This is a genomic window from Pseudomonas rustica (assembly GCF_049959085.1).
Taxonomy (GTDB): domain Bacteria; phylum Pseudomonadota; class Gammaproteobacteria; order Pseudomonadales; family Pseudomonadaceae; genus Aquipseudomonas; species Aquipseudomonas rustica.
The window spans coordinates 969,254-991,367 of sequence record NZ_CP188200.1 but is presented as its reverse complement, the minus strand read 5'-3'; the positions used below and the strand labels follow the sequence as shown (position 1 = coordinate 991,367).

The window sequence follows — 22,114 nt, the reverse complement described above, 5'->3', positions numbered from 1 at the left end:
GTTGCGCACTTGCGCCGTCAACAATTGTCACAAAGTCTGAATGGGCGGTTCATCGAATCCAGACATACTTGCCGCCTTAACCGACCGAGAAGCCTTATGCCCCGGCGCTTATTCAAACGTTACATGCCCGACCCGACGAGCATCAGGGAACACAAATCCTTACGCTTTCTCGGCAAGTTGCTGCATGACCCGAACCTCTGGCACCTCAATCGCCACTCGGTCGCGCGGGCGATGGCGGTCGGATTGTTTGCCGCTTTCCTGCCGATTCCGGCGCAGATGCTGGTGGCTGCCGCGCTTGCCGTCATGGTGCGCGGCAATATGCCGATTGCGGTGAGCCTGGTCTGGCTGACCAATCCGATCACCATGCCGGCGGTGTTTTTCTGCACCTATCAAGCCGGGGCGTGGTTGATGGATGTACCCGCGCGGCATCTGCCCGATGAGTTGACCTGGGAATGGATCAGCGGTGAGTTGTCGACGTTGTGGCAGCCGTTTTTGCTGGGGTCGGTGGTAGTGGGACTGGTGCTCGGTGCCCTCGCCTATTTTCTGGTGATGATGTATTGGCGCTGGTGGGTGGCGCGGCAGTGGGCGCGGCGCAAGAAAAGTCGCAAATCCTGAATGCAAAACGGCCTCCGCGATGGGAGGCCGTTTTGTTTTGTGTTATCTGGACACGAACTGTAGGAGCTGCGGCACGCTGCGATCTTTTGATTGTGATCTTCAAGTTCAAAAGATCGCAGCCTTCGGCAGCTCCTACAGGGATTGTGTGTGGGTCAGGTACGCATCCCGCGCCCACTCACCAGCAACCACGCACAACCGAGATACAGCACCACCGTCGCCACCAGCCTGAAGGTGATGGCGATGCCGATCTTGATGTCGGACACACCGAGAATGCCGTAACGGAAGGCGTTGACCATGTGCAGCACCGGGTTGGCCAACGACACATCCTCAATGCAAAACGGCCTCCGCTATGCGAGGCCGTTTTGGTTTGTGCTATCTGGACACTATCTGTAGGAGCTGCGGCACGCTGCGATCTTTTGATTGTGATCTTCAAGTTCAAAAGATCGCAGCCTTCGGCAGCTCCTACAGGGATTGTGTGTGGATCAGGTACGCATCCCGCGCCCACTCACCAGCAACCGCGCACAACCGAGATACAGCACCACCGTCGCCACCAGCATAAAGGTGATCGCGATGCCGATCTTGATGTCGGACACACCGAGAATGCCGTAACGGAAGGCGTTGACCATGTGCAGCACCGGGTTGGCCAACGACACATCCTCAATGCAAAACGGCCTCCGCGATGGGAGGCCGTTTTGGTTTGTGCTATCTGGACACTATCTGTAGGAGCTGCGGCACGCTGCGATCTTTTGATTGTGATCTTCAAGATTAAAAGATCGCAGCCTTCGGCAGCTCCTACAGGGATTGTGTGTGGATCAGGTACGCATCCCGCGCCCACTCACCAGCAGCCGCGCACAACCGAGGTACAGCACCACCGTAGCCACCAGCATGAAGGTGATGGCGATGCCGATCTTGATGTCGGACACACCGAGAATGCCGTAACGGAAGGCGTTGACCATGTGCAGCACCGGGTTGGCCAGTGATACGGTCTGCCAGAACGGCGGCAGCAAGGTGATCGAATAGAACACGCCGCCTAGGTAGGTCAGCGGCGTCAGCACGAACGTCGGAATGATCGAAATATCATCGAAGTTGCGCGCGAACACGGCGTTGATAAAGCCCAGCAGCGAGAAAATCGTCGCCGTCAGTACCACCACCAAAATCGTCACGCCGAGGTGATGCACCTGCAAATCGGTGAAGAACATCGACAGAATCGTCACGATCACGCCGACCATCAAACCGCGCAGCACGCCGCCGCAGGTATAACCGATCAGGATTGTGTGCGGCGACACCGGCGACACCATCAGTTCTTCAATGGAGCGCTGGAACTTGCTGCCGAAGAAGCTCGACACCACGTTGCCGTAGGAGTTGGTGATCACCGACATCATGATCAGCCCCGGCACGATGTACTGCATGTAGGTGAAGCCACCCATGTCGCCGATCTGTCGACCGATCAGGTTACCGAAGATCACAAAGTACAAAACCATGGTGATCGCCGGCGGCAGCAGGGTCTGCGGCCAGATCCGCGTGAAGCGTCGAACCTCGCGATAAACGATGGTGTTGAGGGCGACGAGGTTGGGACGTAACTCGGAACTCATACCGCCACCTTCGACAGATTTTTCTCCACCAGGGACACGAACAGCTCCTCAAGGCGATTGGTTTTGTTGCGCAGGCTCAGCACTTCGATGTTCTGCTGCGCCAATTGAGTGAACAACGCCGTAATGCCCATGGATTTGTCGACCTGGACTTCCAGGGTGTGGCTGTCGATCAACCGCGCGGGGTAGCCGAGCAATTGCGGCGTGACGCTCAAGTCGTTTTTCAGATCGAGCAAGAAGGTTTCCACGTGCAACTGGCCCAGCAGCTGTTTCATGCTGGTGTTCTCGACGATGGTGCCGTGGTCGATAATGCCGATGTTGCGGCACAGTTGCTCAGCCTCCTCCAGATAATGCGTGGTGAGGATGATGGTGATGCCTTTCTGGTTCAACTCGGTGAGGAACGTCCACATCGAGCGGCGCAACTCGATGTCGACGCCTGCGGTCGGTTCATCGAGGATCAGCAGACGCGGTTCGTGCACCAGCGCGCGGGCGATCATCAAACGGCGCTTCATGCCGCCGGACAGCGAACGCGACGGCACATCGCGCTTGTCCCACAGGCCCAGTTGCGTCAGGTACTGCTCGGCGCGTTCCTTGGCGATCTTCGCCGGAATGCCGTAGTAACCGGCCTGAGTGACGACGATGTCGAAGGTCTTCTCAAACTGATTGAAGTTGAATTCCTGCGGCACCACGCCGATCGAGCGCTTGAGCTGCGCAGGGTTCTTGTCGAGGTCATGACCGAAGATATTCACGCTGCCGCTGGTCTTGTTGACCAGGGTCGAGAGAATGCCGATGGTCGTGGATTTGCCGGCACCGTTGGGGCCGAGCAAGGCGAAAAAGTCACCTTCGGCGACGTCCAGATCGATACCACTCAAGGCCTGGAACCCGTTGCCGTAGGTTTTGGTTAGCTGCCGGATGGACAGAGCGGAACTCATATCTGATTTACGCACCATTGAAGGGAAAAAGAAGACGGCGGCGAAGGATCGAACCGCAGCGCAAGTGCGCAATGGTGCTTGCCGCCGCCGTACAAGTACAGTCAAGTGTGTCGATAGTAGGTATTAAGTCAACGCGGTCATAACGGCTTTTTTGTAGGCCGGACGCTGCTTCAGGCGCTCGTACCAGGCCTGCAGATGCGGTTGCGGGGCGCGTTCGATGGGCATCTCGAACCAGGCATAAATGAAACTGCCCAGTGGAATATCGCCCATGCCAATGTCTGGACCGGAGAGATACGGTTGGCTGGCCAGCGCCTCGTCGGCCATGCTCAGCAACTCGCTGCATTCCTTGATCGCGGCGTTGATCGCAGGCCAGTCCTGCTTGTCCGCCGGGGTGCGCAAGACGCCCCAGAACACCGTGCGGAACGGCCCGGCAAAACTCGAGGTCGTCCAGTCCATCCACTTGTCTGCGAGGGCGCGGGCTTGCGGATCGGCCGAATACCAAGCGCTGTTCGGCGCATGCTTGCCCAGCAGATAACGCACGATGGCGTTGGATTCCCACAGCACGAAACCGTCGTCTTCGATCACCGGCACGCGCCCGTTCGGGTTCATCGCCCGGTACTCCGGCGTGTCGACCACACCGAACGCGCCACCGGCATCGATCGCCTCGTAAGCCAGACCGAGTTCCTCGGCAGCCCACAATGGCTTCCTGACATTCGATGAGTTTTTCCGTCCCCAGATCTTCAGCATGACCGCCTCTTTTCAAATGAGTGGGCGGCCAGCATACGCCGGATCAGACGCGGCTTACATCGTTGTGCATGTCGCCCAACAGTTGTGGCTGCTGATCGCCGAACAGGTGCGGATAGCATTTTTCCAGGTGTTCGAAGAAGAAGGTTTCCGGCACATCGGTGAACTGGCCGTGATCGACCAGGTACTCCATCAACTGCGCGCCATCACGGTTGAACGGGTGGAAAACACTGTCGTTGATCCCGTCGAATTCCAGCGGCGCGACGTTGAACAGTTCGCAGAGTTTCTGGTTGAACGCCGGTGTGGCCTTTACCCAACGATCGTTGAGGAAAAACTCGGTGTAGCCGTGCATGGCGAACATGTCGCTTTTCAGCAATTCGAGCAGACGTGGCGTCGATAAATGATTCTTCACGTCGGCCAGACCGATCCGCGCCGGGATCCCGCAATGCCGCGCGCAACCCGCGAGCAGCGTGGCTTTGGGCACGCAATAACTCTCCCCCGCCGCCAATGCATAGCTGCCACGCAGGGTTTGCGGATCACGGCTGAAGGTGTAAGGGTTGTAGCGCACCGCTTCGCGCACGGCGTAATAAAGATTGATCGCCTGCTCGACCGGGTCGCGGCTGGCACCCCGATGTCGTTCAGCGAACTCCACCACCGCCGGGTGGTCACTATCGGTGAAGCGGCCGGGACTCAGATATTCGTGCATGACGACAATCTCCTTGATGAAACTGGAGTCTAGCGACAGCTCAAGCACAGAGATAACGACGTTTCGGCCAAACTTGGACGCAAAGACGCGGGATCACCGAACGATTTCCCACACGTGTTGCCCACCGAACCTACGAACACCATCCGGGGTTTCCCACGATTTCAATCACCTTGGTCTGACCACCCGGTTTTGCAGATGCGGTCTAAGCTCTGGAGGGTCGATTTGCCTTGGTTCACGGAGGACTGAAATATGCTGTTGTTGTGGATACTGGTTTTGATTGTCGGCGTGGCGTACATCGCCCACCGGCGTATCGCCCCGCTGCCCGCGTTGGGCATCGTTGCCGTCTACTTATTGGCAATGGGCATTTTCAGTCACGCGCACGGCTGGCTAATGCTGGTGCTCTGGGTGCTGCTGGCGGTGGTCGCCGCGCCGTTGCTGCTGCCTGACCTGCGCCGCAAACATTTCACCGCGCCGCTGTTCAACTGGTTTCAGAAAACCCTGCCGCCGATGTCGCAGACCGAGCGCGACGCGATCGATGCCGGCACCGTGTGGTGGGATGGAGAGCTGTTCAGCGGCCGTCCGGACTGGGACAAACTGCTGGCCTATCCCAAGGTGCAACTGACCGAAGAAGAACAAGCCTTTATCGATGGCCCGACCGAAGAACTGTGCGCGATGGTCACTGACTGGCAGATCGGCCAGTCGATGGACTTGCCGCCGGAAGCCTGGACACACATCAAGGAACACGGTTTTTTTGCCCTGATCATTCCGAAAGAATTTGGCGGTAAAGGCTTCTCGGCTTACGCCCACTCGCAAGTGGCGATGAAACTCGCGACCCGCAGTGGCGACCTCGCCTCCACCGTGATGGTGCCCAACTCCCTCGGCCCGGCCGAATTGTTGCTGCACTACGGCACCGACGAACAACGCAATCACTACCTGCCACGTCTGGCCCGTGGCGACGACATTCCGTGCTTCGCCCTCACCGGCCCGCTCGCCGGTTCCGATGCCGGGGCGATGCCCGACACCGGGATTATCTGCAAAGGTCAGTGGGAAGGTCAGGAAGTCATTGGTCTGCGCCTGAACTGGGAAAAACGCTACATCACCCTCGGGCCGGTGGCGACGCTGCTCGGCCTCGCATTCAAAGCCTATGACCCAGAGCACTTGCTCGGCGACAAGGAAGACCTCGGCATCAGCCTGGCGTTGATCCCAACCGACACCGACGGCGTCGAGATCGGCCGTCGTCACCTGCCATTGGGCGCCGCGTTCATGAACGGCCCGAACTCCGGCAAAGACGTGTTCATCCCGCTGGACTTCCTTATCGGCGGTCAGGAGATGCTCGGCAAAGGCTGGATGATGCTGATGAACTGCCTGTCAGTCGGCCGTTCGATCTCGCTGCCAGCAGTGGGTACCGGTGCGGCGAAATTCACCAGTCTGGTCACCGGCCAGTACGCGCAGATTCGTGAGCAGTTCAACGTGCCGCTGTCGGCGTTCGAAGGCATTCAGGAAGCGATGGCGCGCATCGGCGGTAACGCGTGGATGATGGACGCGGCGCGGATGCTCACCGCCAACGCGGTGGATTTGGGTGAGAAACCGTCGGTGCTGTCGGCGATCCTCAAGTACCACCTCACCGAACGCGGCCGCGAATGCATCAGCCACGCCATGGATGTCCACGGCGGCAAGGCGATCATCATGGGCCCGAACAACTACCTTGGGCGCAGCTGGAACGGTGCGCCGATCTTCATCACCGTGGAAGGCGCGAACATCCTGTCGCGCAACCTGATGATCTTCGGTCAGGGCGCGATTCGCTGCCATCCATTCGTGCTCAAGGAAATGGCCCTGGCCGGTCGTGAGGACAAGGATCAGGCGCTGAAAGAGTTCGACGGTCTGCTGCTCAAGCACATCGGTTTTGCCGTGAGCAACGCCGCCAGCACGCTGGTGCTGAACCTTGGTTTCGGCCACTTCGAACACGCACCAGGCGACAAGATCAGCCAAGGCTACTTCCGCGCGCTTAACCGTCAGGCAGCGGCTTTCGCGATGCTTGCCGACTTCAGCATGATGCTGCTTGGCGGTGAGCTGAAACGCCGCGAGCGTCTGTCGGCGCGACTGGGCGATGTGTTGAGCAACTTGTATCTGGCGTCGGCTGCGCTCAAGCGTTATCACGATCTGGATTCGCCGGCGTATATGGAGCCGCTGTTCCGCTGGGCGATGGAAGAAAGCCTCGGCCAGGCGGAACGCGCCATGGACGAGTTGCTGCGCAACTTCCCGAACAAAGTCTTCGGTTGCCTGCTGCGCGTCATCGTCTTCCCGTTTGGCCGTCTTCACAAGGGCCCGTCGGACAAACTCGGGGCCGAAGTGGCTGGCGTGATTGGTCGGGCGAAAGGTGATCCGGCGCTGGAAGAACTGCTCGCCGGTTGCTATCGCCCACAGTCGCCGGACGATGCGGTGGGTGCGCTGCAACACGCCAGCGACCTGCTGACGACTGCGCAACCGCTGCATAAAAAGCTGCATGCGTCGCTGAAAAGCGGTCAGGTCAAACCGGTCGCCGGCGAACACGCGATCGACGCGGCACTGGAGGCTGGCGTACTGCAAGCGGTGGAAGCGCAGAGCCTGCGTGATGCCGAAGCGGCGCGACGCAAGGTGATCGATGTCGATGATTTCGACAAAGATGAGCTGAAACAGGCAGAGGGCAAAGTCCGCTGATCCTGAGACCCATGTCCAAGCGGGCGCACGAGCTTTATACTCCCGCGCCCGTTTTGCTCTTGAGGACTTATCTCGTGTCCAACGTCGTTGCCGATCATCTTGTGTTGCTCGACCACCTGCGCAGTATCCTGGTCGCCGTAGGTGAGGCCGAACAGGTTCCCGAAGAAAGCCATGCCTTGTTTCTGGAGCGTTTCGACGAACTGCTCGCTTCGTTGCCGATCGATCCGATCGAAAGCCAATACCTGGGCCAGGACATCCTGACTCAAGTGATTAGCCGTTATCCGCAAATTGCCCACCTGATCCCGCGGGATCTGCTGTGGTTCTTCGCCGGTGATTGCCTGCATTACCTGGCCGATGAAGAAATCGACTTGTATCAGGCGCTGGAAGAACGTCGTTTCGAAGCTGAACAGAACGACGAACCGTTCGACTGGAATCAGGAAAAGCAGTTGCTGGCGATGTCTGCTCAGGACAGCAAGCACTGATCAAATAGATTGGTTGAAGATCAAAAGATCGCAGCCTTCGGCAGCTCCTACAGGGAACTGCTGAAGGCTGCGATTTTTTGCTTTTGCGCTACAACAACCCTTCGCTTTCAGGCAGTTCATATGCCATCGCGGCGTTACTCGCATTGCCCACCTTCCCCGGCTTGCTCAGGGTCGGTTCCTTCTCCAGACACTCCACCAGAAAATCGATAAGCACCCGCAGCTTCGGCGGCAGATACCGTGTGGGCGAATGCAGTAACCACAGCCCACCGTGGTAAGACGCCAAAAATGTCCAGTCCGGCAACACCTGCACCACCAACTTCTGCTCCAACGCATAACGCGCAGTGAAGTAAGGCAGGCTGCCAATGCCGATGTGCTGCAACACTGCGCCCAGTCGCACGCCAGTGTGATTGGCGGCATAGCGACCACGCACACCAACCGTCACCGCTTTGCTGCCCTTCTTGAATTTCCAGCGCGCATCGCTCGGGGTTTCGCCCAGATAAATACAGCTGTGATTGAGCAGGTCATGCGGATGTGTGGGTGTGCCGTGCTCGGCGAGGTATTGCGGCGTGGCGCAGAGCATATGGTCGATGGTCAGTAATTGACGTCCGACCAACCCCGCCGGCGGCCGATCGGTGATGCGGATGGCCAGATCAACATGATCATCGATCAGATCGACCTGCCGATCCTCCAGCAATAACTCGACATCGACTTTGGGATAGCGCCGCAGAAACTCCGGCATGTGCGGATGAATCACAAAACGCCCCACCGCTTTCGGCACGCTGACGCGCACCAGCCCTTCCGCTTCGTGGGTGAACTGGCCGCTGATTTCCATCACCGACTTGGCCGCGCTGACCATCTCCTGACAGCGCTTGAACACTTCTTCGCCGCCATCGCTCAGGCGCAGTTTGCGCGTGGTGCGCTGCAACAAGCGCGTGGCCAGGGCTTTCTCCAACCGCGAGATGCTGCGACTGACCGCCGACGGCGAAGAGCCCAGTTGGCGAGCCGCTTCAGAAAAGCTGCCGGTCTCCACGACCTTGACGAAAATCGCCATTTCACCGAGCAGCGGTAGCGGCAGATTGATGCTCACAGCGCACAAGTCCTTTGATGTTTGGATGGATTATCACGTTATTGCACGATTCATATAATAAAAACAGAACTTTAATAAGGCCTGAAACATGACGCTTCGCCTGTTTTTCCACAGTGATGACCTCAAGGCCAACGTGGAAGTCCTCGACTGCACACCCCACGAAAACGAATTTGCCGTGGTACTGCGCGCCACTCTGTTTCACCCGCAGGGCGGTGGTCAGCCTTGCGATACCGGCTGGATCGGCGAAAGCCAGGTGTTGCGCGTGGTGCAGGAGCCAGAGCGCATCGTGCATTTCGTTGATCGCCCGGTAGCGCTCGGCATGACTTGTATCCGCGTCGACGAAGATCGCCGCCGCTTCAACACACGCATGCATTCGGCCGGGCACCTGATCGGTCATTTCGTCCAGGCCATGGGCTGGACACCGATCAAGGCGCATCACTGGCCGGACGAAGGCCGAGTGCAATTCAAACCGAGCGATGTCGCTCAGGAAGTCGATGCCGAGACCGTTCAATACGGCGTCGGCCAGTGGATCGAACACGATCTGCCACGCCTCACCTCGCTGCGCGAAGGCGCACGGGAAATCAGTTTCGGTGAGCTGCCAGCCTACGGTTGCGGCGGCACCCATGTACGTAGCCTGAAGGATCTGGGCACAGTCACGATCGCGTCCCTCTCGCAGAAGAAGGGCACGCTGTCCGTCCACTACAGCGTGGATTGAGCATTTCGGGCGCTGCCGCCACGCAGCGCCCGACGCCGTGGAACCGCACTCGCCGGTTCCGTTGACTATCGATAGATGGACCTAAAATAAAATGATGCTAGACGTCGAGCGTCTCGATGAGACGTGCATAAAAAAACTGGCCAACGAAGAAGTCCTCGCCATCCGCGTCAAAGGCTTTTTGCCCAAGCCGCTGGCGATCGAAATTGGCGACAAGATCCTCGCCCCAGGTTATGAGGGCTACATCAACGCGCCGAGTATCGGCCGAATCGGCATGGCGTTTTACGAGGCAGAAAATCAGCCGATGCTGATCGAGGACTACTTCGAACTCGCCACTCGCAACATCGCCGAGTTGCGCCATCGCTGCGCGCCCTACTCCTCGCCGGTCGACACGCTGCGCTGCATGCTCGATGAATCCTGGCCGGCCGGTGCGCATCTGGAAAACCTTTACGGCCGCAAAATGTACGTCGGCCTGTCGCGCGTGGTGAAGCCCGGCGTGTGCTTTCTCGCCCATCACGACATTTTCGCCAAGGACGCTCCGGACAGTTTTCAGGCGCGCAGCCTCGATGCGCAATTTGCCTGCAACGTGTACCTGAACATGCCCACCGAGGGCGGCGCATTGCAGATGTGGGACGACGACATCACGCCGGATCAGTTCGACGAAATGCGCGGCGACAGCTACGGCATCGACCCGGCGCTGTTAGGCCGCCCAGCCCTTGAGGTACGCCCCGAACCCGGCGATTTCATCATGTTCAATTCGCGCTGCATGCACTCGGTGACCCCGGGCGTGGCCGATCCGCGTTTGAGCCTTTCCTTCTTTGTCGGCTATCGCGGCAATGCTTCACCCCTGACTTTCTGGAGCTGAGATGTATTCGAATTACCTGGGCGAATTTCTGGCGCTGGCCACTATTCACTTCCTTGCCGTGGTCGCTCCCGGCCCTGATTTCGCGGTGACCATCCGCCAGAGCGTGCGCTTCGGGCGACTGGTGGGGATCTGCACGGCGCTGGGCATTGGTGCGGGGATTTCCGTGCACGTGCTGTACACGTTGCTTGGGGTCGGCGCGCTGATGCACACCACGCCGTGGTTGCTGACCGTGGCCAAAGTGGTTGGCGGTGCTTACATTTTATACCTCGGTGTCAGTCTGATTCGCAGCAAACCGAAGACAGCGCTGGAAGGGGAAAAAGCGGCCGACGAACCGTTGGTGGAACAGTCTTTGTTCAAAGCGTTCAGCACCGGTTTTCTGACCAATGCGACCAATCCCAAAGCAACCCTGTTTTTCCTGGCGATCTTCACCACGATCATCAGCGCCAGCACGCCCCTGCAAATCCAGGCCTTGTATGGTTTGTGGATGTGTTTTGTAAACGCGTTGTGGTTTGTCATCGTCGCGCTGTTCTTCTCCAGCAACAAAGTACGCGTGCTGTTTATGCGCATGGGCCACTGGTTCGAACGCAGCATGGGGGTGATTTTGATTCTGTTCGCCGGGCGCTTGATGCTCTCCATGTAATGCAAAAAAAGTCCCGGCGATGCCTGCCGGGACTTTTTCATTTGTGCGCCTCTTTTGCAGTTCTGTGCGACACATCCCGTTTAGAGCCTCCCACGGCAGGTGCTTGCAGTGTTAGTTTGCGAAATGTTTCTGACACACCCGTCGGCAACATCTCATTAACCGCCTGCAAAGGAATGCCTCCGTAATGGACTTTTCCCTCAAGCAACTGGCCGCCGCTACCCTGATGCTGGCCAGCCTCGCCTCGTTCACCACCGCCGCTCAAGCCAACATCACCCCAGAGCAGAGCGCGGTCATCCTGAAATCCTTCGACGCCAAAACCGTCACGGATTTTCGCGAGTTTCTGGGCAGTCTGGCCAAAAGCGACATCGCTAAAACCGACAACCTCGGCCCGGCCATCAGCGCTTTCCTCGACAACAAAACCCTGAACGCAGAGCAGCAAAACGAGATTCATCGTCTGCTGGGCATCTATACGCGCGTGAAGTACGGCAAAGCCGCGCTGGAAACCCTGCGCGAACTGGTCGAGATTCCGACCTTCCAGAAGGAAGGTGTGGCACAGCACGACAACCCTGAGTTCATCAAGATCGCTGCCAAGATCAAGAGCCTGGCCGAGTCTTTCAACCTGAATTTCCGCAACGTCGATAACCGCGTTTACGAGATTTCGCTGGAAGGCCAGGGCGATGAAGTCGTCGGCATTCACGCGCACGCCGACGTGGTGCCGGTTACCCCGGAAAACTGGGTGCTCAAGGACGGCACCAAACTCGATCCGTTCAAGGTCACGCTGATTGGCGATCGCATGTACGGTCGCGGCACCGAGGATGACAAGAACGGCATCGTCGTCGCCATGTACGCGATGAAGGTCATCAAAGAAGAAAAGCTGCCACTGGCACGCAACTTCAAGCTGCTGGTCGACACCACCGAAGAGACCACCGGCGATGCGATCCCTTACTACTTCGAACACAACCCGACGCCGGCCTACAACATGGCGCTGGATGGCGGTTACCCGGTGGTAATTGCCGAGAAAGGTTACGGCACCGTGATGGCCAACTTCGCCAAGCGCAAAGCTGAAGGCAAAGGCGCCGAAATCACTTCGATGACCGGCGGCCTGGCGACCAACCAGATTCCGTCGGCGTCCGTCGTGACGTTGGTGACGGACAAACCTGCCGAACTGGCGGCGAGTCTGCAAAAGGCCGGCAATGAGTTCGCCAAAAACAACGGCGGCAACTTCGAAGTGGCGGCCAAGGTTGATGGCAAAGACGTCAAACTGACGGTGACTGGTGTTTCTGCGCACTCCTCCGAGCCGGAATCGGGTGTGAACCCGGTGGCGCGCATGTTGGTGTTCATCAATAGCCTGAACGGCAAAGTCGCCCTCAAGCACAATCAGTTCACCGACGCCGCGCATTATGCCGCTGACAACTGGGGCCTGGATTACTTGGGCAACACCTTGAAAGTCGGTTTCGCCGACAGCTTCATGGGCCCGCTGACCACTTCTTTGACCTACGTTGGTGAGAACGACAAAGCCTTCAAACTGGCAGTCAATCTGCGCGTGCCGAAGGGCAAATCGCCAGAAAAACTCAAGGCTGAAATTGCTGACAAGCTGAGCGCGTGGACGAAGAAAACCCACGTTGCCGTGACCTTCGATTACTCGATCGCCGAGCCGATGTACCGCAACCCGGAAGGCGAATGGGTCAAGGCGCTGCTGGCAGTGTCGACGGAAAACCTTGGCATGAAGCACGAGTTCGGCACCTCTGCCGGCGCGACGTCGGTGCATGAACTGCCGAATGGCGTGCAGTTTGGTCTGGCGCGTCCCGAGGTGAAATACACCGGGCACACCGATGGCGAATTCAAGACTGTTGACCAGTTCTTGCTGGATCTGCAGATCGTCACCGAAATGATGGGGCGCATCGGGCAACTGCCGAAGCTGTAACGGAAACAAAAAAAGGACCGTAAAGGTTCTTTTTTATGGGCGACGATAAATCGCGCACAAACAAAAACGCCGATCATCACTGATCGGCGTTTTTGTTGAATATGGAGCGGGAAACGAGACTCGAACTCGCGACCCCGACCTTGGCAAGGTCGTGCTCTACCAACTGAGCTATTCCCGCAATGGCGTCCCCTAGGGGACTCGAACCCCTGTTACCGCCGTGAAAGGGCGGTGTCCTAGGCCACTAGACGAAGGGGACACAGGCTACAACTTTCACTAATAAAAACGCCGCTCACTGAGCGGCGTTTCTAGAATTTGGAGCGGGAAACGAGACTCGAACTCGCGACCCCGACCTTGGCAAGGTCGTGCTCTACCAACTGAGCTATTCCCGCAAATGGCGTCCCCTAGGGGACTCGAACCCCTGTTACCGCCGTGAAAGGGCGGTGTCCTAGGCCACTAGACGAAGGGGACACGCTACCCGGAACACATGGTGTGTGTTTCGGTGTCCAGATCCGCATCCGAAGACTTGGTTCTGGTTTCACTCAGCACCGCCCGAAAGCACTGCTGTTTAAAAATGGAGCGGGAAACGAGACTCGAACTCGCGACCCCGACCTTGGCAAGGTCGTGCTCTACCAACTGAGCTATTCCCGCAATGGCGTCCCCTAGGGGACTCGAACCCCTGTTACCGCCGTGAAAGGGCGGTGTCCTAGGCCACTAGACGAAGGGGACACGCTACAACTTCACTCCCTACCGCGTTTCGCTGTGTGCTTTACGCTGTAAGTGGCGCGCATTCTATGGATGGATTAAGGGGTCGTCAACCCCTTGATATAAATTTATTTAAATCAATGACTTCGACCTGCTTTACCAAGTCAATCAGGCTTTTCCGTCGCCCGACGATTGACGCCTATATTCCGCCACTCGCCAAGGCGTTATAGTCCACCGCACAGTGATGGCCATATGCGCTTACCGCGCCAGCATTTATCTAAGCAGTGCGTGGCCGATATAGACAGAAGCTACCGATCCAACGTGTCGAGCAGCGGCAGCCAGCTGAATGCCGAGCCACTGAACTCGCAAGTGAACCCTATAAAGAGGTCTTACCGGTGACACCACTCATGATCACCCTGCTAGTCGTAGCCGGGATCGCAATTCTGATCGTCATTGGCTACATGAACCATGTGGTGGAAAACAACAAACTGGAGAAGGCCCGCACCAAGGTCGAACTCAACGACCGCCTGCGCCGTTGCGGCGAACTGACCGAGACCTTTCCCGGCCAGTTCATGACCCCTGCGCTCAAACTGTTGCTGACCCGACTGGAACTCAACGTCTGCCAGCGCCTGCTCAACCTGGAAAAAACCAGTGCCACCACCAAAGCGCGCATCAGCGAACTCAGCGCACTGGTCGCCCAGGGCGAATCGATCCCGGTCAACAACCCGCCGGCACCGATCCTGACCGAAGCCAAAGCCAAAGACGTGCGCTTCCTGCTCGAAGCCCTGCACGGCCAAATCACCCGCGCCGCCCACGACGGCTTCCTGCCACCGAACGAAGCCAAACAGTGGATCCGCGAAGTCCGCCACATCCTCGTACTGCTGCACATCGAATTCTTCAACAACCTCGGCCAACAATCCCTGCAACAAAACCAACCCGGCCAAGCCCGCCTCGCCTTCGAACGCGGCGTGCAATACCTGCGCAAACAACAAGACCCGCAGGCCTACGCCGAACAACTGCAATACCTGGAAAAACTGCTCGCCCGCGCCAACGCCCAGGTCATGGACAAAATTGCACCCGTGGAAGGTGAAGAGAACCAACTGACCACAGGTTTGAAGGATGTAGAGGCGGATGCGGACTGGAAGAAGAAAGTGATTTACGACTGATTGAAGAAGTAGCGAGAGAAGCCACCGGGAGGTGGCTTTTTTGTGGGTGATGGATGGGGACTGAGGGGAATGTCAGGCCGCTTTCGCTAGCAGGCTAGCTCCCACAATTAGATTCGGTGCGTACAGTCAGATAATTGTTGGTTGTGAGGGCGTCATCGCTAGCAGGCTAGCTCCTACAGTTGGATTGGGTGCGTACAGTCAGATAATTGTTGGTTGTGAGGGCGTCATCGCTGGCAAGCCTGCTCCCACAGGGATTGAGTACAACCGTAGAAATGGGTCGGCTGTCAGGCCGCCTTCGCGAGCAAGCTCTGCTCCTACAAAAGCATAATCAAGATCAAAAGATCGCAGCCTTCGGCAGCTCCTACACAGGATGAGCGCAAGCTCGGCTGCAGCTTTTGATCTTGCCGTGCTGGCCCCTTCGGAAGGCTGAGTGGAGGGGTTTATCCGGGGGTAGGAGCGCAGCGACGTTTGGCGCAGCCAAACACATCGAGAGGAGGTGCAGCGAAGCAAACCGGAGGCGATGCCCCCGGATGAATCCCGTAACGAAGGAACCCCGAGCCCCAGCGAGCGGGCCGAACGCCGGGGCCCAGACCTTTGCTTCCTTTGGGGCGTCTGCCAAAGGGAGTCGCTGTAAGAGCGAAACCGCCAGCCGCAACCCCCGAAGATCCGGATATACACCCAAAACCCCAAGAACATGGTCGGCCCAAAGGCCGCCAAGTCAAAGCGTCAAAGCCGGAAATGCCCAACCATCCCCCGCAACCCAACCCCCAACTGCGCCAGCTCCACACTAGAAGCCGCATTCCCCCGCATAGCCAACGAAGACTGATCCGCACTCGCACGAATACTCGTCACACTGCGATTAATCTCCTCCGCCACCGAACTCTGCTCCTCCGCCGCCGCCGCAATCTGCTGATTCATCTGCTGAATCAACGAAACAGCCGCCGCAATACTCCCCAACGCACTCTCCGTCTGCAGCGCATCACTCACCGCCAGCTTCACCAACTCACCACTGCTCTGAATCTGCTGCACCGACGAATGCGCCGCCGCCCGCAAGGCACTGACCAAGCGCTCAATCTCCTCGGTCGACTGCTGCGTACGCCGCGCCAACGCACGCACCTCATCCGCGACCACCGCAAAACCCCTGCCCTGCTCCCCGGCGCGCGCCGCCTCGATCGCCGCGTTCAACGCCAACAGATTGGTCTGCTCGGCCACGCTCTTGATCACCCCCAGCACCGTGCCGATGTTCTGAATCTCGGCACTCAGGCTCTCGATGCTGGAACTCGCCGACGTTGCCGAATCCGCCAGTTGCTCGATCCGCGCCATGCTCTGCCGCACCACCTGCTGACCACTTTCGACCTTGCTGTCCGCCGTCTGCGCCGCCAACGCCGCTTCTTCGGCATTGCGCGCAACATCATGCACCGTCGCCGTCATCTGGTTCATCGCGGTGGCAACCTGCTCGGTTTCCTCCTTCTGACTGCTGACCTCAAGATTGGTCTGCTCAGTCACTGCCGACAGCGATTGCGCCGAACTCGCCAACTGCTCGATACCCGCCTGCAACCCGCTGACAATCGTGCTCAACCCCGCGCCCATCTGCTGCATCGCCAGCATCAACTGGCCAATTTCATCACGACGCGTCACCGGCACTGTCGCACTCAAATCCCCCGCCGCAATCTGCTGCGCCACCTGAATCACACTTCGCAACGGCGCAACGATCAATCGCGTAATCACCCACGCCGCAATCAACCCGACCAAAAGCGCCAACGCCGACGAAGCAATAATCAGCAGCGAATTCTTCTTCAGCTCAGCCTGCATCGCGCCGTCTTCAGCGACGTACGCCTGATTGACCCGCTCCACCACTTGCGCGGCCCGCTGATGCAATTGGTCGTAGACGGTTTTTTCCTGCGCCAACAACCGGGTGTACTCCGCCAGCTTCTCGTTGAAACCGGCAATGTGCCCCGACACTTCATTGAGCACCGTCAGATAACCCTCGTCCTTGACCGTCGACTTCAGCGCCTCGGCCTGCGCCTGAGCCTGCGCGGCCTGCTCGATATTGCCTTTGTCGGCACCGTCGGCATCGCCCTTGCGACTTTGATCCAGACGAACCCGTGCCTCGTTCATCGCCTGCAACATCAGCCGCGACACCTGACTGACCTGACTGGCTTGCTCGATGAATTGCGCACCGTCCTTGCCCTCGGACTCTTTCAAGGTATAGGCGCCGTCGTCCGCCAACCCGGCCTGCAACACATCGAGGTTATTGGCGACGCTGGACACCGACCAACTGGCCATCTCCAGCGCCAGATCCTTGGTCTGGGTCAGCGAAACAAATTCATCGAAAGCCTTGCGATAGGCCTCCAGCGATTGCACGACATCGTTCATCACCGGCACGTTGGCCGCTGATTGCGCCTTGAGCGCATTGGCTTGAGCAATCAGCCCATCGACGCCTTCACGCAAGGCATCGGCGGTTTTCGGATTGCCGCGCAACGCATATTCCTGCTCCAGCAGCCGCACATCGAGCAGACCGCTATTGAGCGATGACATCTGTTTGAGCCCATCAAAACGCTGACTGATGGTTTGCAGAGACCAGACGCCAATCGCCGCGACCAACGCGGTCAACAGCAGCACCAGTGCAAATCCGATACCCAGTTTTTTTGCCATACCGAGGTTAGCAAAACGTCCTTGCACGGCCGAAATCATTGCGCTTAATCCCCTGCCAAAGTCTGTGAACGCAGAGTCGCAACGGCCAACAGGCAGCACAAGTCTCTGGCGTCGGAATAATGGCAAAAAGCTACGTCCGCGTCGTTTTCAGGACACTCGAGGTCGATCCGCACAAGTGTTGCGAAAAAACTGCCGCGCGCGCGGATCACAGGCATGCGCCACATTGATCCGCTGCCAGTCGCTGCTTTCGCCACTCGGACTGAACACACTGGACGCCGACAGCAACACACCACTGCGCTGAGCCTGGCGACACAACCGAACATCATCGGTCTGCGGGGCCCGCGCCCAAATGAACAATCCGCCCGTAGGCTTGCCGAACACCTCCCAATCGGCGTCTTCCAGCAACTGCAATGCGGCGGTGCGATCGGTATTCAGGCGCTGGCGCTGGCGCTGCACCAGTTTTCGATAAGCGCCGCTGGCCATGAGGCTTGCCACAACCGCCTCACTGAAGCTCGAGGCGCCCATGCTGCTGATCATCTTCACTTGCGCCAGACGGGCAATCACTTCAGGTTCGGCGAGGACGAAACCGACCCGTAATGAACTGCTCAGGGTTTTCGAAAAACTGCCGACGTAAATCACCCGTTCATCCAGCGCCGCCAGCCGGGTACCGTTGCCAGTGTGTAGGTCGGCGTAGACATCGTCTTCGATCAGGCGGACATCATGCAGCCTGCACAAGTACAAAACCTGCTGAGCCGCGGCCGCTGTCAGGCTGGTACCCGTGGGATTGTGGTGATGACTGTTGATGAACATCGCCACCGGGCGAAATTCACCCAGCAACCTTTCAAGCGCGTCGAGATCAGGCCCGGTCGGCGTGCGGCGCACCTCGATCATGTTCACTCCGTTCAAGCGCAGCAGATTGAACAGTGGCGCGTATCCGGGTGTTTCCACGACCACGCAATCTCCCGCTTGCAACAGGGTGCGCACGATCAAATCCAGTGCATGGCTGGCACCCGCCGTGGTGAGCAATTGCTCTGCAGGCGCATCGATATTGAATATTTTCAGGCGTTTGACGATCTGCTCGCGTAGCGCCGGAAGGCCTGCCGCGCTGCTGTAGTTGAACAGGCTGGCCATGTCCGTGCGGGCAACCTCGCGGATCGCATAGCTCAAGTCATCGGACTCGCGCCAACTCTCGGGCAAGCCGCCGCTGCCCAGCTTCAATCCGCCAGCAGCGCCGTAGAAGCCGCTGCAACCAGCCTCGCCCTCGCCCTGTCCGCACAGCGTTTTGGGTGACGCGGCCACCATGAACCCCGTGCCCTGGCATGAAGCCAGAATCCCCTGCGCGACCAGCCGCTCGCAGGCCTCGGTCACACAGGACTGGCTGAGCAAGTTGCCCCGGGCAATTTGCCGAACCGAGGGCAAACGAGTGGCGGGCGCGACGCCACTCTGCGCGACCCACTCCGTCATTCCATCAACGATTTGCTGCACCACTGGCACCAATGCCTGTCGGTCGATTCTCAATTCCATGAGCGCACAAACTCCTGTCCGTTTTGCTGGCCGCAGTAAATCACAGCCGCCGTCAGGAGGCTGTGCGACAAAGCCGACAAAAGCGCTCGATCTAACTATTTGATACACATTGCTGGGTGAGGGAGCAGGTTCAGAACGCGGTCACACCGCCATCTACTGCCAGCGAATGACCGGTGGTGAACGCCGCGCCGTCACTGCACAGGTACAACACGGCGCTGGCGATTTCCTCGACCTTGCCGATGCGGCCGACCGGGTGCATGGCGTTGGCAAACTCGCCTTTCTTCGGGTCGGCCTCGTAGGCGCGACGGAACATGTCGGTGTCGATCACCGCCGGGCACACGGCGTTGACGCGAATTTTCTTTTTCGCGTATTCGATGGCCGCCGACTTGGTCAGGCCGATCACTGCGTGTTTCGACGCCGCATAAATGCTCATCTTCGGCGCTGCGCCAAGACCGGCGACCGAAGCGGTGTTGACGATCGCCCCGCCGCCCTGCGCCAGCAGCAATGGCAACTGGTACTTCATGCACAGCCAGACGCCTTTGACATTGACGCCGATGATCGCGTCGAACTCGTCCATCGAGCCCTCAGCCAGCTTGCCCTTCTCGATTTCGATCCCGGCATTGTTGAAGGCATAGTCGAGACGGCCGTAGGTATTGATCACCTCGTCCATCAGATTTTTCACTTCGCTCTCGACGGTCACGTTACAACGGACGAAGGTCGCTTCGCCGCCGGCTGTACGAATCAGCGCCACGGTGCCCTCGCCCCCTGCGCTATCCAGATCGGCGACCACCACTTTCAAGCCTTCGGCGGCGAATGCCTGGGCGGTCGCACGGCCGATGCCGTTGGCCGCGCCTGTGACTACGACAACCTGACCGGAAAACGTCATGCTCATTGTTATGTCCTCGAACGCATAGATGCAGGGGGAATGCTTAGCGTTGCAGCATAGCCACAGCGGTTGGCCGGGCGTCAGCACTATCCAGTGGCTGTTTAGGCGCCCATGCGTTGCAGTGATAAAACCGGCCCGGTGATCATCACTGCACTGGATCGACGTGCATTCGCCGCATCAGCCAACCTTGCGGCATCGGCGGTGAAGGTCTATCAACAAGGCTTCATTCCGTTCGAGTGCCTGCCATGACCAACCAGACCAATCGCCAGTTCCTGCTCGCCAAACGCCCGGTGGGCGCTGCCACCCGCGAGACCTTCACCTATCAGGAAGTACCGGTCGGCGAGCCGGCGGCGGGCCAGATTCTGGTCAAGAACGAATACCTGTCCCTCGACCCGGCCATGCGTGGCTGGATGAACGAGGGCAAGTCCTACATCCCACCGGTCGGCATCGGTGAAGTCATGCGCGCATTGGGCGTGGGAAAAGTCGTCGCCTCGAACAATCCGGGTTTTGCCGTCGGCGACTACGTTAACGGTGCCATTGGCGTGCAGGATTATTTCCTCGGCGAGCCACGAGGTTTCTACAAAGTCGATCCGAAACTGGCCCCGCTGCCGGTGTATCTGTCAGCACTGGGCATGACCGGCATGACCGCTTACTTCGCCCTGCTGGATGTCGGCGCGCCGAAAGCGGGCGACACCGTGGTGTTGTCCGGCGCGGCCGGCGCGGTGGGCAGCATTGCCGGGCAGATCGCCAAGATCAAAGGTTGCCGCGTGGTGGGCATTGCCGGTGGCGCCGACAAGTGCAAATTTCTCATCGATGAGCTGGGTTTCGACGGCGCCATCGATTACAAAAACGAAGACGTGATCGCCGGGCTCAAGCGCGAATGCCCGAAAGGCGTGGACGTGTATTTCGATAACGTTGGCGGTGACATTCTCGACGCGGTACTGAGCCGTTTGAATCTGAAAGCGCGGGTGGTGATTTGCGGCGCGATCAGCCAGTACAACAATAAAGAAGCGGTCAAAGGCCCGGCCAATTACCTGTCGCTGCTGGTTAACCGTGCGCGGATGGAGGGTTTTGTGGTGATGGATTACGCGGCGCAGTACGCCAGCGCGGCGCAGGAAATGGCCGGCTGGATGGCCAAGGGGCAGCTCAAGAGCAAGGAAGATATCGTCGAAGGCCTGGAGACCTTTCCGGAGACGCTGATGAAATTGTTCAGCGGCGAGAACTTTGGCAAGTTGGTGTTGAAGGTTTAAAGCAGAAGATCAAAAGATCGCAGCGTGCCGCAGCTCCTACAGGTGTTCACATAGCCCTGTAGGAGCTGCCGAAGGCTGCGATCTTTTAGGCGATTTCGGCGACTACCGAAGCCAATGCCTGAGCCGGATCCGCCGCCTGGCTGATCGGACGGCCAATCACCAGATAATCCGAACCGGCATCCAGCGCCTGACGCGGGGTCAGAATGCGGCGCTGATCGTCTTGCGCGCTGCCCGCCGGGCGAATCCCCGGGGTCACCAGTTGCAGCGACGGGTGCGCAGTTTTCAGTGCGGTGGCTTCCAGCGCCGAGCACACCAGGCCGTCCATGCCAGCCTTCTCGGCCAGTGCAGCCAGACGCAGCACTTGCTCTTGTGGCTCGATGTCCAGACCGATACCGGCCAAATCTTCTCGCTCCATCGAAGTCAGCACGGTCACGCCGATCAGCAACGGTTGCGGGCCCGTGCGCTTGTCGAGCACTTCACGGCAAGCAGCCATCATGCGCATACCGCCGGAGCAGTGAACGTTGACCATCCACACGCCCATCTCGGCAGCGGCTTTCACGGCCATCGCGGTGGTGTTGGGAATGTCGTGGAATTTCAGGTCGAGGAATACCTCAAAACCCTTGTCACGCAGGGTGCCGACGATTTCTGCGGCGCAACTGGTGAACAATTCCTTGCCCACTTTGACCCGGCACAGTTTCGGGTCCAACTGGTCGGCCAGCTTCAGTGCGGCGTCACGGGTGGGAAAATCCAGGGCGACGATGATAGGAGTCTGGCAGGCGGACATGAATGGGCTCTCAGGCAGGACGAAATCGGCGCGCATTGTAGCGGAACCGGCGGCGGCGCGGCACCCGATGATCGGTAAATCGTCGCGCCAACCGTGATCAGCATAGCGCTCGCTGCTATTGTGTCGACTCCGATACACAGCCGACACGCCAGCA

General features: G+C 58.7%; 19 protein-coding genes, 6 tRNA genes and 3 pseudogenes. 10 read left to right on the top strand and 18 right to left on the bottom strand.

The window, feature by feature from the left end; all coding sequences use genetic code 11:
- Nucleotides 1-96 precede the first annotated feature (96 nt).
- A complete protein-coding gene (locus tag ACP3TY_RS04740) occupies nucleotides 97-615 on the top strand; it encodes a DUF2062 domain-containing protein (RefSeq protein WP_053122655.1) in 519 nt (172 codons plus the stop codon).
- Nucleotides 616-767: 152 nt separating this feature from the next.
- Here ACP3TY_RS04740 and ACP3TY_RS04735 read toward each other — a convergent pair.
- The 6 genes and pseudogenes from ACP3TY_RS04735 to ACP3TY_RS04710 all read right to left on the bottom strand — a co-directional run.
- A pseudogene (locus ACP3TY_RS04735) lies at nucleotides 768-944 on the bottom strand (ABC transporter permease); the annotation flags it as partial.
- A gap of 153 nt (nucleotides 945-1,097) precedes the next feature.
- Nucleotides 1,098-1,274 (bottom strand): annotated as a pseudogene (locus ACP3TY_RS04730) (ABC transporter permease); the annotation flags it as partial.
- A 153-nt stretch (nucleotides 1,275-1,427) separates the two neighbouring features.
- Nucleotides 1,428-2,207, bottom strand: a complete 780-nt coding sequence (locus tag ACP3TY_RS04725; protein ID WP_053122664.1) for an ABC transporter permease — start codon at nucleotides 2,205-2,207, stop codon at nucleotides 1,428-1,430.
- The gene (locus ACP3TY_RS04720) at nucleotides 2,204-3,136 is read right to left on the bottom strand and encodes an ABC transporter ATP-binding protein (protein ID WP_053122667.1); all 933 of its coding nucleotides are present in this window, start codon (nucleotides 3,134-3,136) and stop codon (nucleotides 2,204-2,206) included. Before ACP3TY_RS04720 ends, ACP3TY_RS04725 begins: the two co-directional genes overlap by 4 nt.
- A gap of 123 nt (nucleotides 3,137-3,259) precedes the next feature.
- Nucleotides 3,260-3,883 carry a glutathione S-transferase family protein gene (locus ACP3TY_RS04715; RefSeq protein ID WP_426619331.1) on the bottom strand — a complete coding sequence of 208 codons (624 nt, stop codon included), beginning with the start codon at nucleotides 3,881-3,883 and terminating at the stop codon, nucleotides 3,260-3,262.
- Nucleotides 3,884-3,926: 43 nt separating this feature from the next.
- Nucleotides 3,927-4,586 carry a transglutaminase-like domain-containing protein gene (locus tag ACP3TY_RS04710; protein ID WP_426619330.1) on the bottom strand — a complete coding sequence of 220 codons (660 nt, stop codon included), beginning with the start codon at nucleotides 4,584-4,586 and terminating at the stop codon, nucleotides 3,927-3,929.
- A 249-nt stretch (nucleotides 4,587-4,835) separates the two neighbouring features.
- Between ACP3TY_RS04710 and ACP3TY_RS04705 the strand changes: the two genes are divergently transcribed.
- Together ACP3TY_RS04705 and ACP3TY_RS04700 are read left to right on the top strand one after the other, a co-directional pair.
- The gene (locus ACP3TY_RS04705; protein WP_426619329.1) at nucleotides 4,836-7,283 is read left to right on the top strand and encodes an acyl-CoA dehydrogenase; all 2,448 of its coding nucleotides are present in this window, start codon (nucleotides 4,836-4,838) and stop codon (nucleotides 7,281-7,283) included.
- Nucleotides 7,284-7,357: 74 nt separating this feature from the next.
- A complete protein-coding gene (locus tag ACP3TY_RS04700) occupies nucleotides 7,358-7,765 on the top strand; it encodes a PA2817 family protein (RefSeq protein WP_053122680.1) in 408 nt (135 codons plus the stop codon).
- A gap of 88 nt (nucleotides 7,766-7,853) precedes the next feature.
- Here the strand turns inward: ACP3TY_RS04700 and ACP3TY_RS04695 are convergent, their stop codons facing one another.
- On the bottom strand, nucleotides 7,854-8,852 hold the full coding sequence (locus tag ACP3TY_RS04695; protein ID WP_053122682.1) for a LysR family transcriptional regulator: 999 nt from the start codon (nucleotides 8,850-8,852) through the stop codon (nucleotides 7,854-7,856).
- Nucleotides 8,853-8,940: 88 nt separating this feature from the next.
- Here ACP3TY_RS04695 and ACP3TY_RS04690 point away from each other — a divergent pair, with 88 nt between their 5' ends.
- The 4 genes from ACP3TY_RS04690 to ACP3TY_RS04675 all read left to right on the top strand — a co-directional run bounded on the left by ACP3TY_RS04690 (nucleotide 8,941) and on the right by ACP3TY_RS04675 (nucleotide 12,993).
- Nucleotides 8,941-9,567: an alanyl-tRNA editing protein gene (locus ACP3TY_RS04690; RefSeq protein WP_426619328.1), complete on the top strand. Its 627-nt coding sequence runs from the start codon at nucleotides 8,941-8,943 to the stop codon at nucleotides 9,565-9,567.
- A gap of 91 nt (nucleotides 9,568-9,658) precedes the next feature.
- Nucleotides 9,659-10,429 (top strand): 2OG-Fe(II) oxygenase, encoded by a 771-nt coding sequence (locus tag ACP3TY_RS04685; protein ID WP_053122688.1) that lies wholly within the window; start codon nucleotides 9,659-9,661, stop codon nucleotides 10,427-10,429.
- 1 nt (nucleotide 10,430) lies between these two features.
- The gene (locus ACP3TY_RS04680) at nucleotides 10,431-11,069 is read left to right on the top strand and encodes a LysE family translocator (RefSeq protein ID WP_400650804.1); all 639 of its coding nucleotides are present in this window, start codon (nucleotides 10,431-10,433) and stop codon (nucleotides 11,067-11,069) included.
- Between the two features lie 184 nt (nucleotides 11,070-11,253).
- A complete protein-coding gene (locus tag ACP3TY_RS04675) occupies nucleotides 11,254-12,993 on the top strand; it encodes a dipeptidase (protein WP_426619327.1) in 1,740 nt (579 codons plus the stop codon).
- A gap of 102 nt (nucleotides 12,994-13,095) precedes the next feature.
- Here ACP3TY_RS04675 and ACP3TY_RS04670 read toward each other — a convergent pair.
- The 6 genes from ACP3TY_RS04670 to ACP3TY_RS04645 all read right to left on the bottom strand — a co-directional run bounded on the left by ACP3TY_RS04670 (nucleotide 13,096) and on the right by ACP3TY_RS04645 (nucleotide 13,719).
- Nucleotides 13,096-13,171 (bottom strand) — tRNA-Gly (locus ACP3TY_RS04670).
- Between the two features lie 2 nt (nucleotides 13,172-13,173).
- Nucleotides 13,174-13,249 (bottom strand) — tRNA-Glu (locus tag ACP3TY_RS04665).
- Between the two features lie 57 nt (nucleotides 13,250-13,306).
- Nucleotides 13,307-13,382, bottom strand: a tRNA-Gly gene (locus ACP3TY_RS04660).
- A 3-nt stretch (nucleotides 13,383-13,385) separates the two neighbouring features.
- Nucleotides 13,386-13,461 (bottom strand) — tRNA-Glu (locus tag ACP3TY_RS04655).
- A gap of 104 nt (nucleotides 13,462-13,565) precedes the next feature.
- Nucleotides 13,566-13,641, bottom strand: a tRNA-Gly gene (locus tag ACP3TY_RS04650).
- Nucleotides 13,642-13,643: 2 nt separating this feature from the next.
- Nucleotides 13,644-13,719: transfer RNA gene (locus tag ACP3TY_RS04645), tRNA-Glu, on the bottom strand.
- A 383-nt stretch (nucleotides 13,720-14,102) separates the two neighbouring features.
- On the opposite strand from ACP3TY_RS04645, the gene ACP3TY_RS04640 reads away from it, so the two are divergent.
- Nucleotides 14,103-14,861: a hypothetical protein gene (locus ACP3TY_RS04640; protein ID WP_426619326.1), complete on the top strand. Its 759-nt coding sequence runs from the start codon at nucleotides 14,103-14,105 to the stop codon at nucleotides 14,859-14,861.
- A 726-nt stretch (nucleotides 14,862-15,587) separates the two neighbouring features.
- Here the strand turns inward: ACP3TY_RS04640 and ACP3TY_RS04635 are convergent.
- From ACP3TY_RS04635 to ACP3TY_RS04620, 4 genes and pseudogenes are all read right to left on the bottom strand, one after another.
- Nucleotides 15,588-16,451 (bottom strand): methyl-accepting chemotaxis protein, encoded by an 864-nt coding sequence (locus ACP3TY_RS04635; protein WP_426620433.1) that lies wholly within the window; start codon nucleotides 16,449-16,451, stop codon nucleotides 15,588-15,590.
- Nucleotides 16,449-16,673 (bottom strand): annotated as a pseudogene (locus tag ACP3TY_RS04630) (HAMP domain-containing protein); the annotation flags it as partial. The pseudogene ACP3TY_RS04630 and the gene ACP3TY_RS04635, both read right to left, overlap by 3 nt.
- A 990-nt stretch (nucleotides 16,674-17,663) precedes the next feature.
- Nucleotides 17,664-19,040 (bottom strand): PLP-dependent aminotransferase family protein, encoded by a 1,377-nt coding sequence (locus ACP3TY_RS04625; protein ID WP_159811475.1) that lies wholly within the window; start codon nucleotides 19,038-19,040, stop codon nucleotides 17,664-17,666.
- 130 nt (nucleotides 19,041-19,170) lie between these two features.
- A complete protein-coding gene (locus tag ACP3TY_RS04620) occupies nucleotides 19,171-19,932 on the bottom strand; it encodes an SDR family oxidoreductase (protein ID WP_053122713.1) in 762 nt (253 codons plus the stop codon).
- A 105-nt stretch (nucleotides 19,933-20,037) separates the two neighbouring features.
- Here ACP3TY_RS04620 and ACP3TY_RS04615 point away from each other — a divergent pair, with 105 nt between their 5' ends.
- Nucleotides 20,038-20,175 (top strand): hypothetical protein, encoded by a 138-nt coding sequence (locus ACP3TY_RS04615; protein ID WP_426619325.1) that lies wholly within the window; start codon nucleotides 20,038-20,040, stop codon nucleotides 20,173-20,175.
- Nucleotides 20,172-21,176 (top strand): NADP-dependent oxidoreductase, encoded by a 1,005-nt coding sequence (locus tag ACP3TY_RS04610; RefSeq protein WP_159811473.1) that lies wholly within the window; start codon nucleotides 20,172-20,174, stop codon nucleotides 21,174-21,176. The genes ACP3TY_RS04615 and ACP3TY_RS04610 overlap by 4 nt, the downstream gene beginning before the upstream one ends.
- 85 nt (nucleotides 21,177-21,261) lie before the next feature.
- Here ACP3TY_RS04610 and pyrF read toward each other — a convergent pair whose 3' ends face one another.
- A complete protein-coding gene (gene pyrF / locus ACP3TY_RS04605) occupies nucleotides 21,262-21,960 on the bottom strand; it encodes an orotidine-5'-phosphate decarboxylase (protein WP_172680142.1) in 699 nt (232 codons plus the stop codon).
- Nucleotides 21,961-22,114 lie beyond the last annotated feature (154 nt).

Bases quoted from the DNA above. Each gene is read 5' to 3' on its own strand.
- ACP3TY_RS04740 (WP_053122655.1), top strand. From the start codon at position 97: ATGCCCCGGCGCTTATTCAAACGTTACATGCCCGACCCGACGAGCATC.
- ACP3TY_RS04725 (WP_053122664.1), bottom strand. From the start codon at position 2,207: ATGAGTTCCGAGTTACGTCCCAACCTCGTCGCCCTCAACACCATCGTT.
- ACP3TY_RS04720 (WP_053122667.1), bottom strand. From the start codon at position 3,136: ATGAGTTCCGCTCTGTCCATCCGGCAGCTAACCAAAACCTACGGCAAC.
- ACP3TY_RS04715 (WP_426619331.1), bottom strand. From the start codon at position 3,883: ATGCTGAAGATCTGGGGACGGAAAAACTCATCGAATGTCAGGAAGCCA.
- ACP3TY_RS04710 (WP_426619330.1), bottom strand. From the start codon at position 4,586: ATGCACGAATATCTGAGTCCCGGCCGCTTCACCGATAGTGACCACCCG.
- ACP3TY_RS04705 (WP_426619329.1), top strand. From the start codon at position 4,836: ATGCTGTTGTTGTGGATACTGGTTTTGATTGTCGGCGTGGCGTACATC.
- ACP3TY_RS04690 (WP_426619328.1), top strand. From the start codon at position 8,941: ATGACGCTTCGCCTGTTTTTCCACAGTGATGACCTCAAGGCCAACGTG.
- ACP3TY_RS04685 (WP_053122688.1), top strand. From the start codon at position 9,659: ATGATGCTAGACGTCGAGCGTCTCGATGAGACGTGCATAAAAAAACTG.
- ACP3TY_RS04680 (WP_400650804.1), top strand. From the start codon at position 10,431: ATGTATTCGAATTACCTGGGCGAATTTCTGGCGCTGGCCACTATTCAC.
- ACP3TY_RS04675 (WP_426619327.1), top strand. From the start codon at position 11,254: ATGGACTTTTCCCTCAAGCAACTGGCCGCCGCTACCCTGATGCTGGCC.
- ACP3TY_RS04640 (WP_426619326.1), top strand. From the start codon at position 14,103: ATGATCACCCTGCTAGTCGTAGCCGGGATCGCAATTCTGATCGTCATT.
- ACP3TY_RS04635 (WP_426620433.1), bottom strand. From the start codon at position 16,451: ATGGGCGCGGGGTTGAGCACGATTGTCAGCGGGTTGCAGGCGGGTATC.
- ACP3TY_RS04625 (WP_159811475.1), bottom strand. From the start codon at position 19,040: ATGGAATTGAGAATCGACCGACAGGCATTGGTGCCAGTGGTGCAGCAA.
- ACP3TY_RS04620 (WP_053122713.1), bottom strand. From the start codon at position 19,932: ATGAGCATGACGTTTTCCGGTCAGGTTGTCGTAGTCACAGGCGCGGCC.
- ACP3TY_RS04615 (WP_426619325.1), top strand. From the start codon at position 20,038: ATGCGTTGCAGTGATAAAACCGGCCCGGTGATCATCACTGCACTGGAT.
- ACP3TY_RS04610 (WP_159811473.1), top strand. From the start codon at position 20,172: ATGACCAACCAGACCAATCGCCAGTTCCTGCTCGCCAAACGCCCGGTG.
- pyrF (WP_172680142.1), bottom strand. From the start codon at position 21,960: ATGTCCGCCTGCCAGACTCCTATCATCGTCGCCCTGGATTTTCCCACC.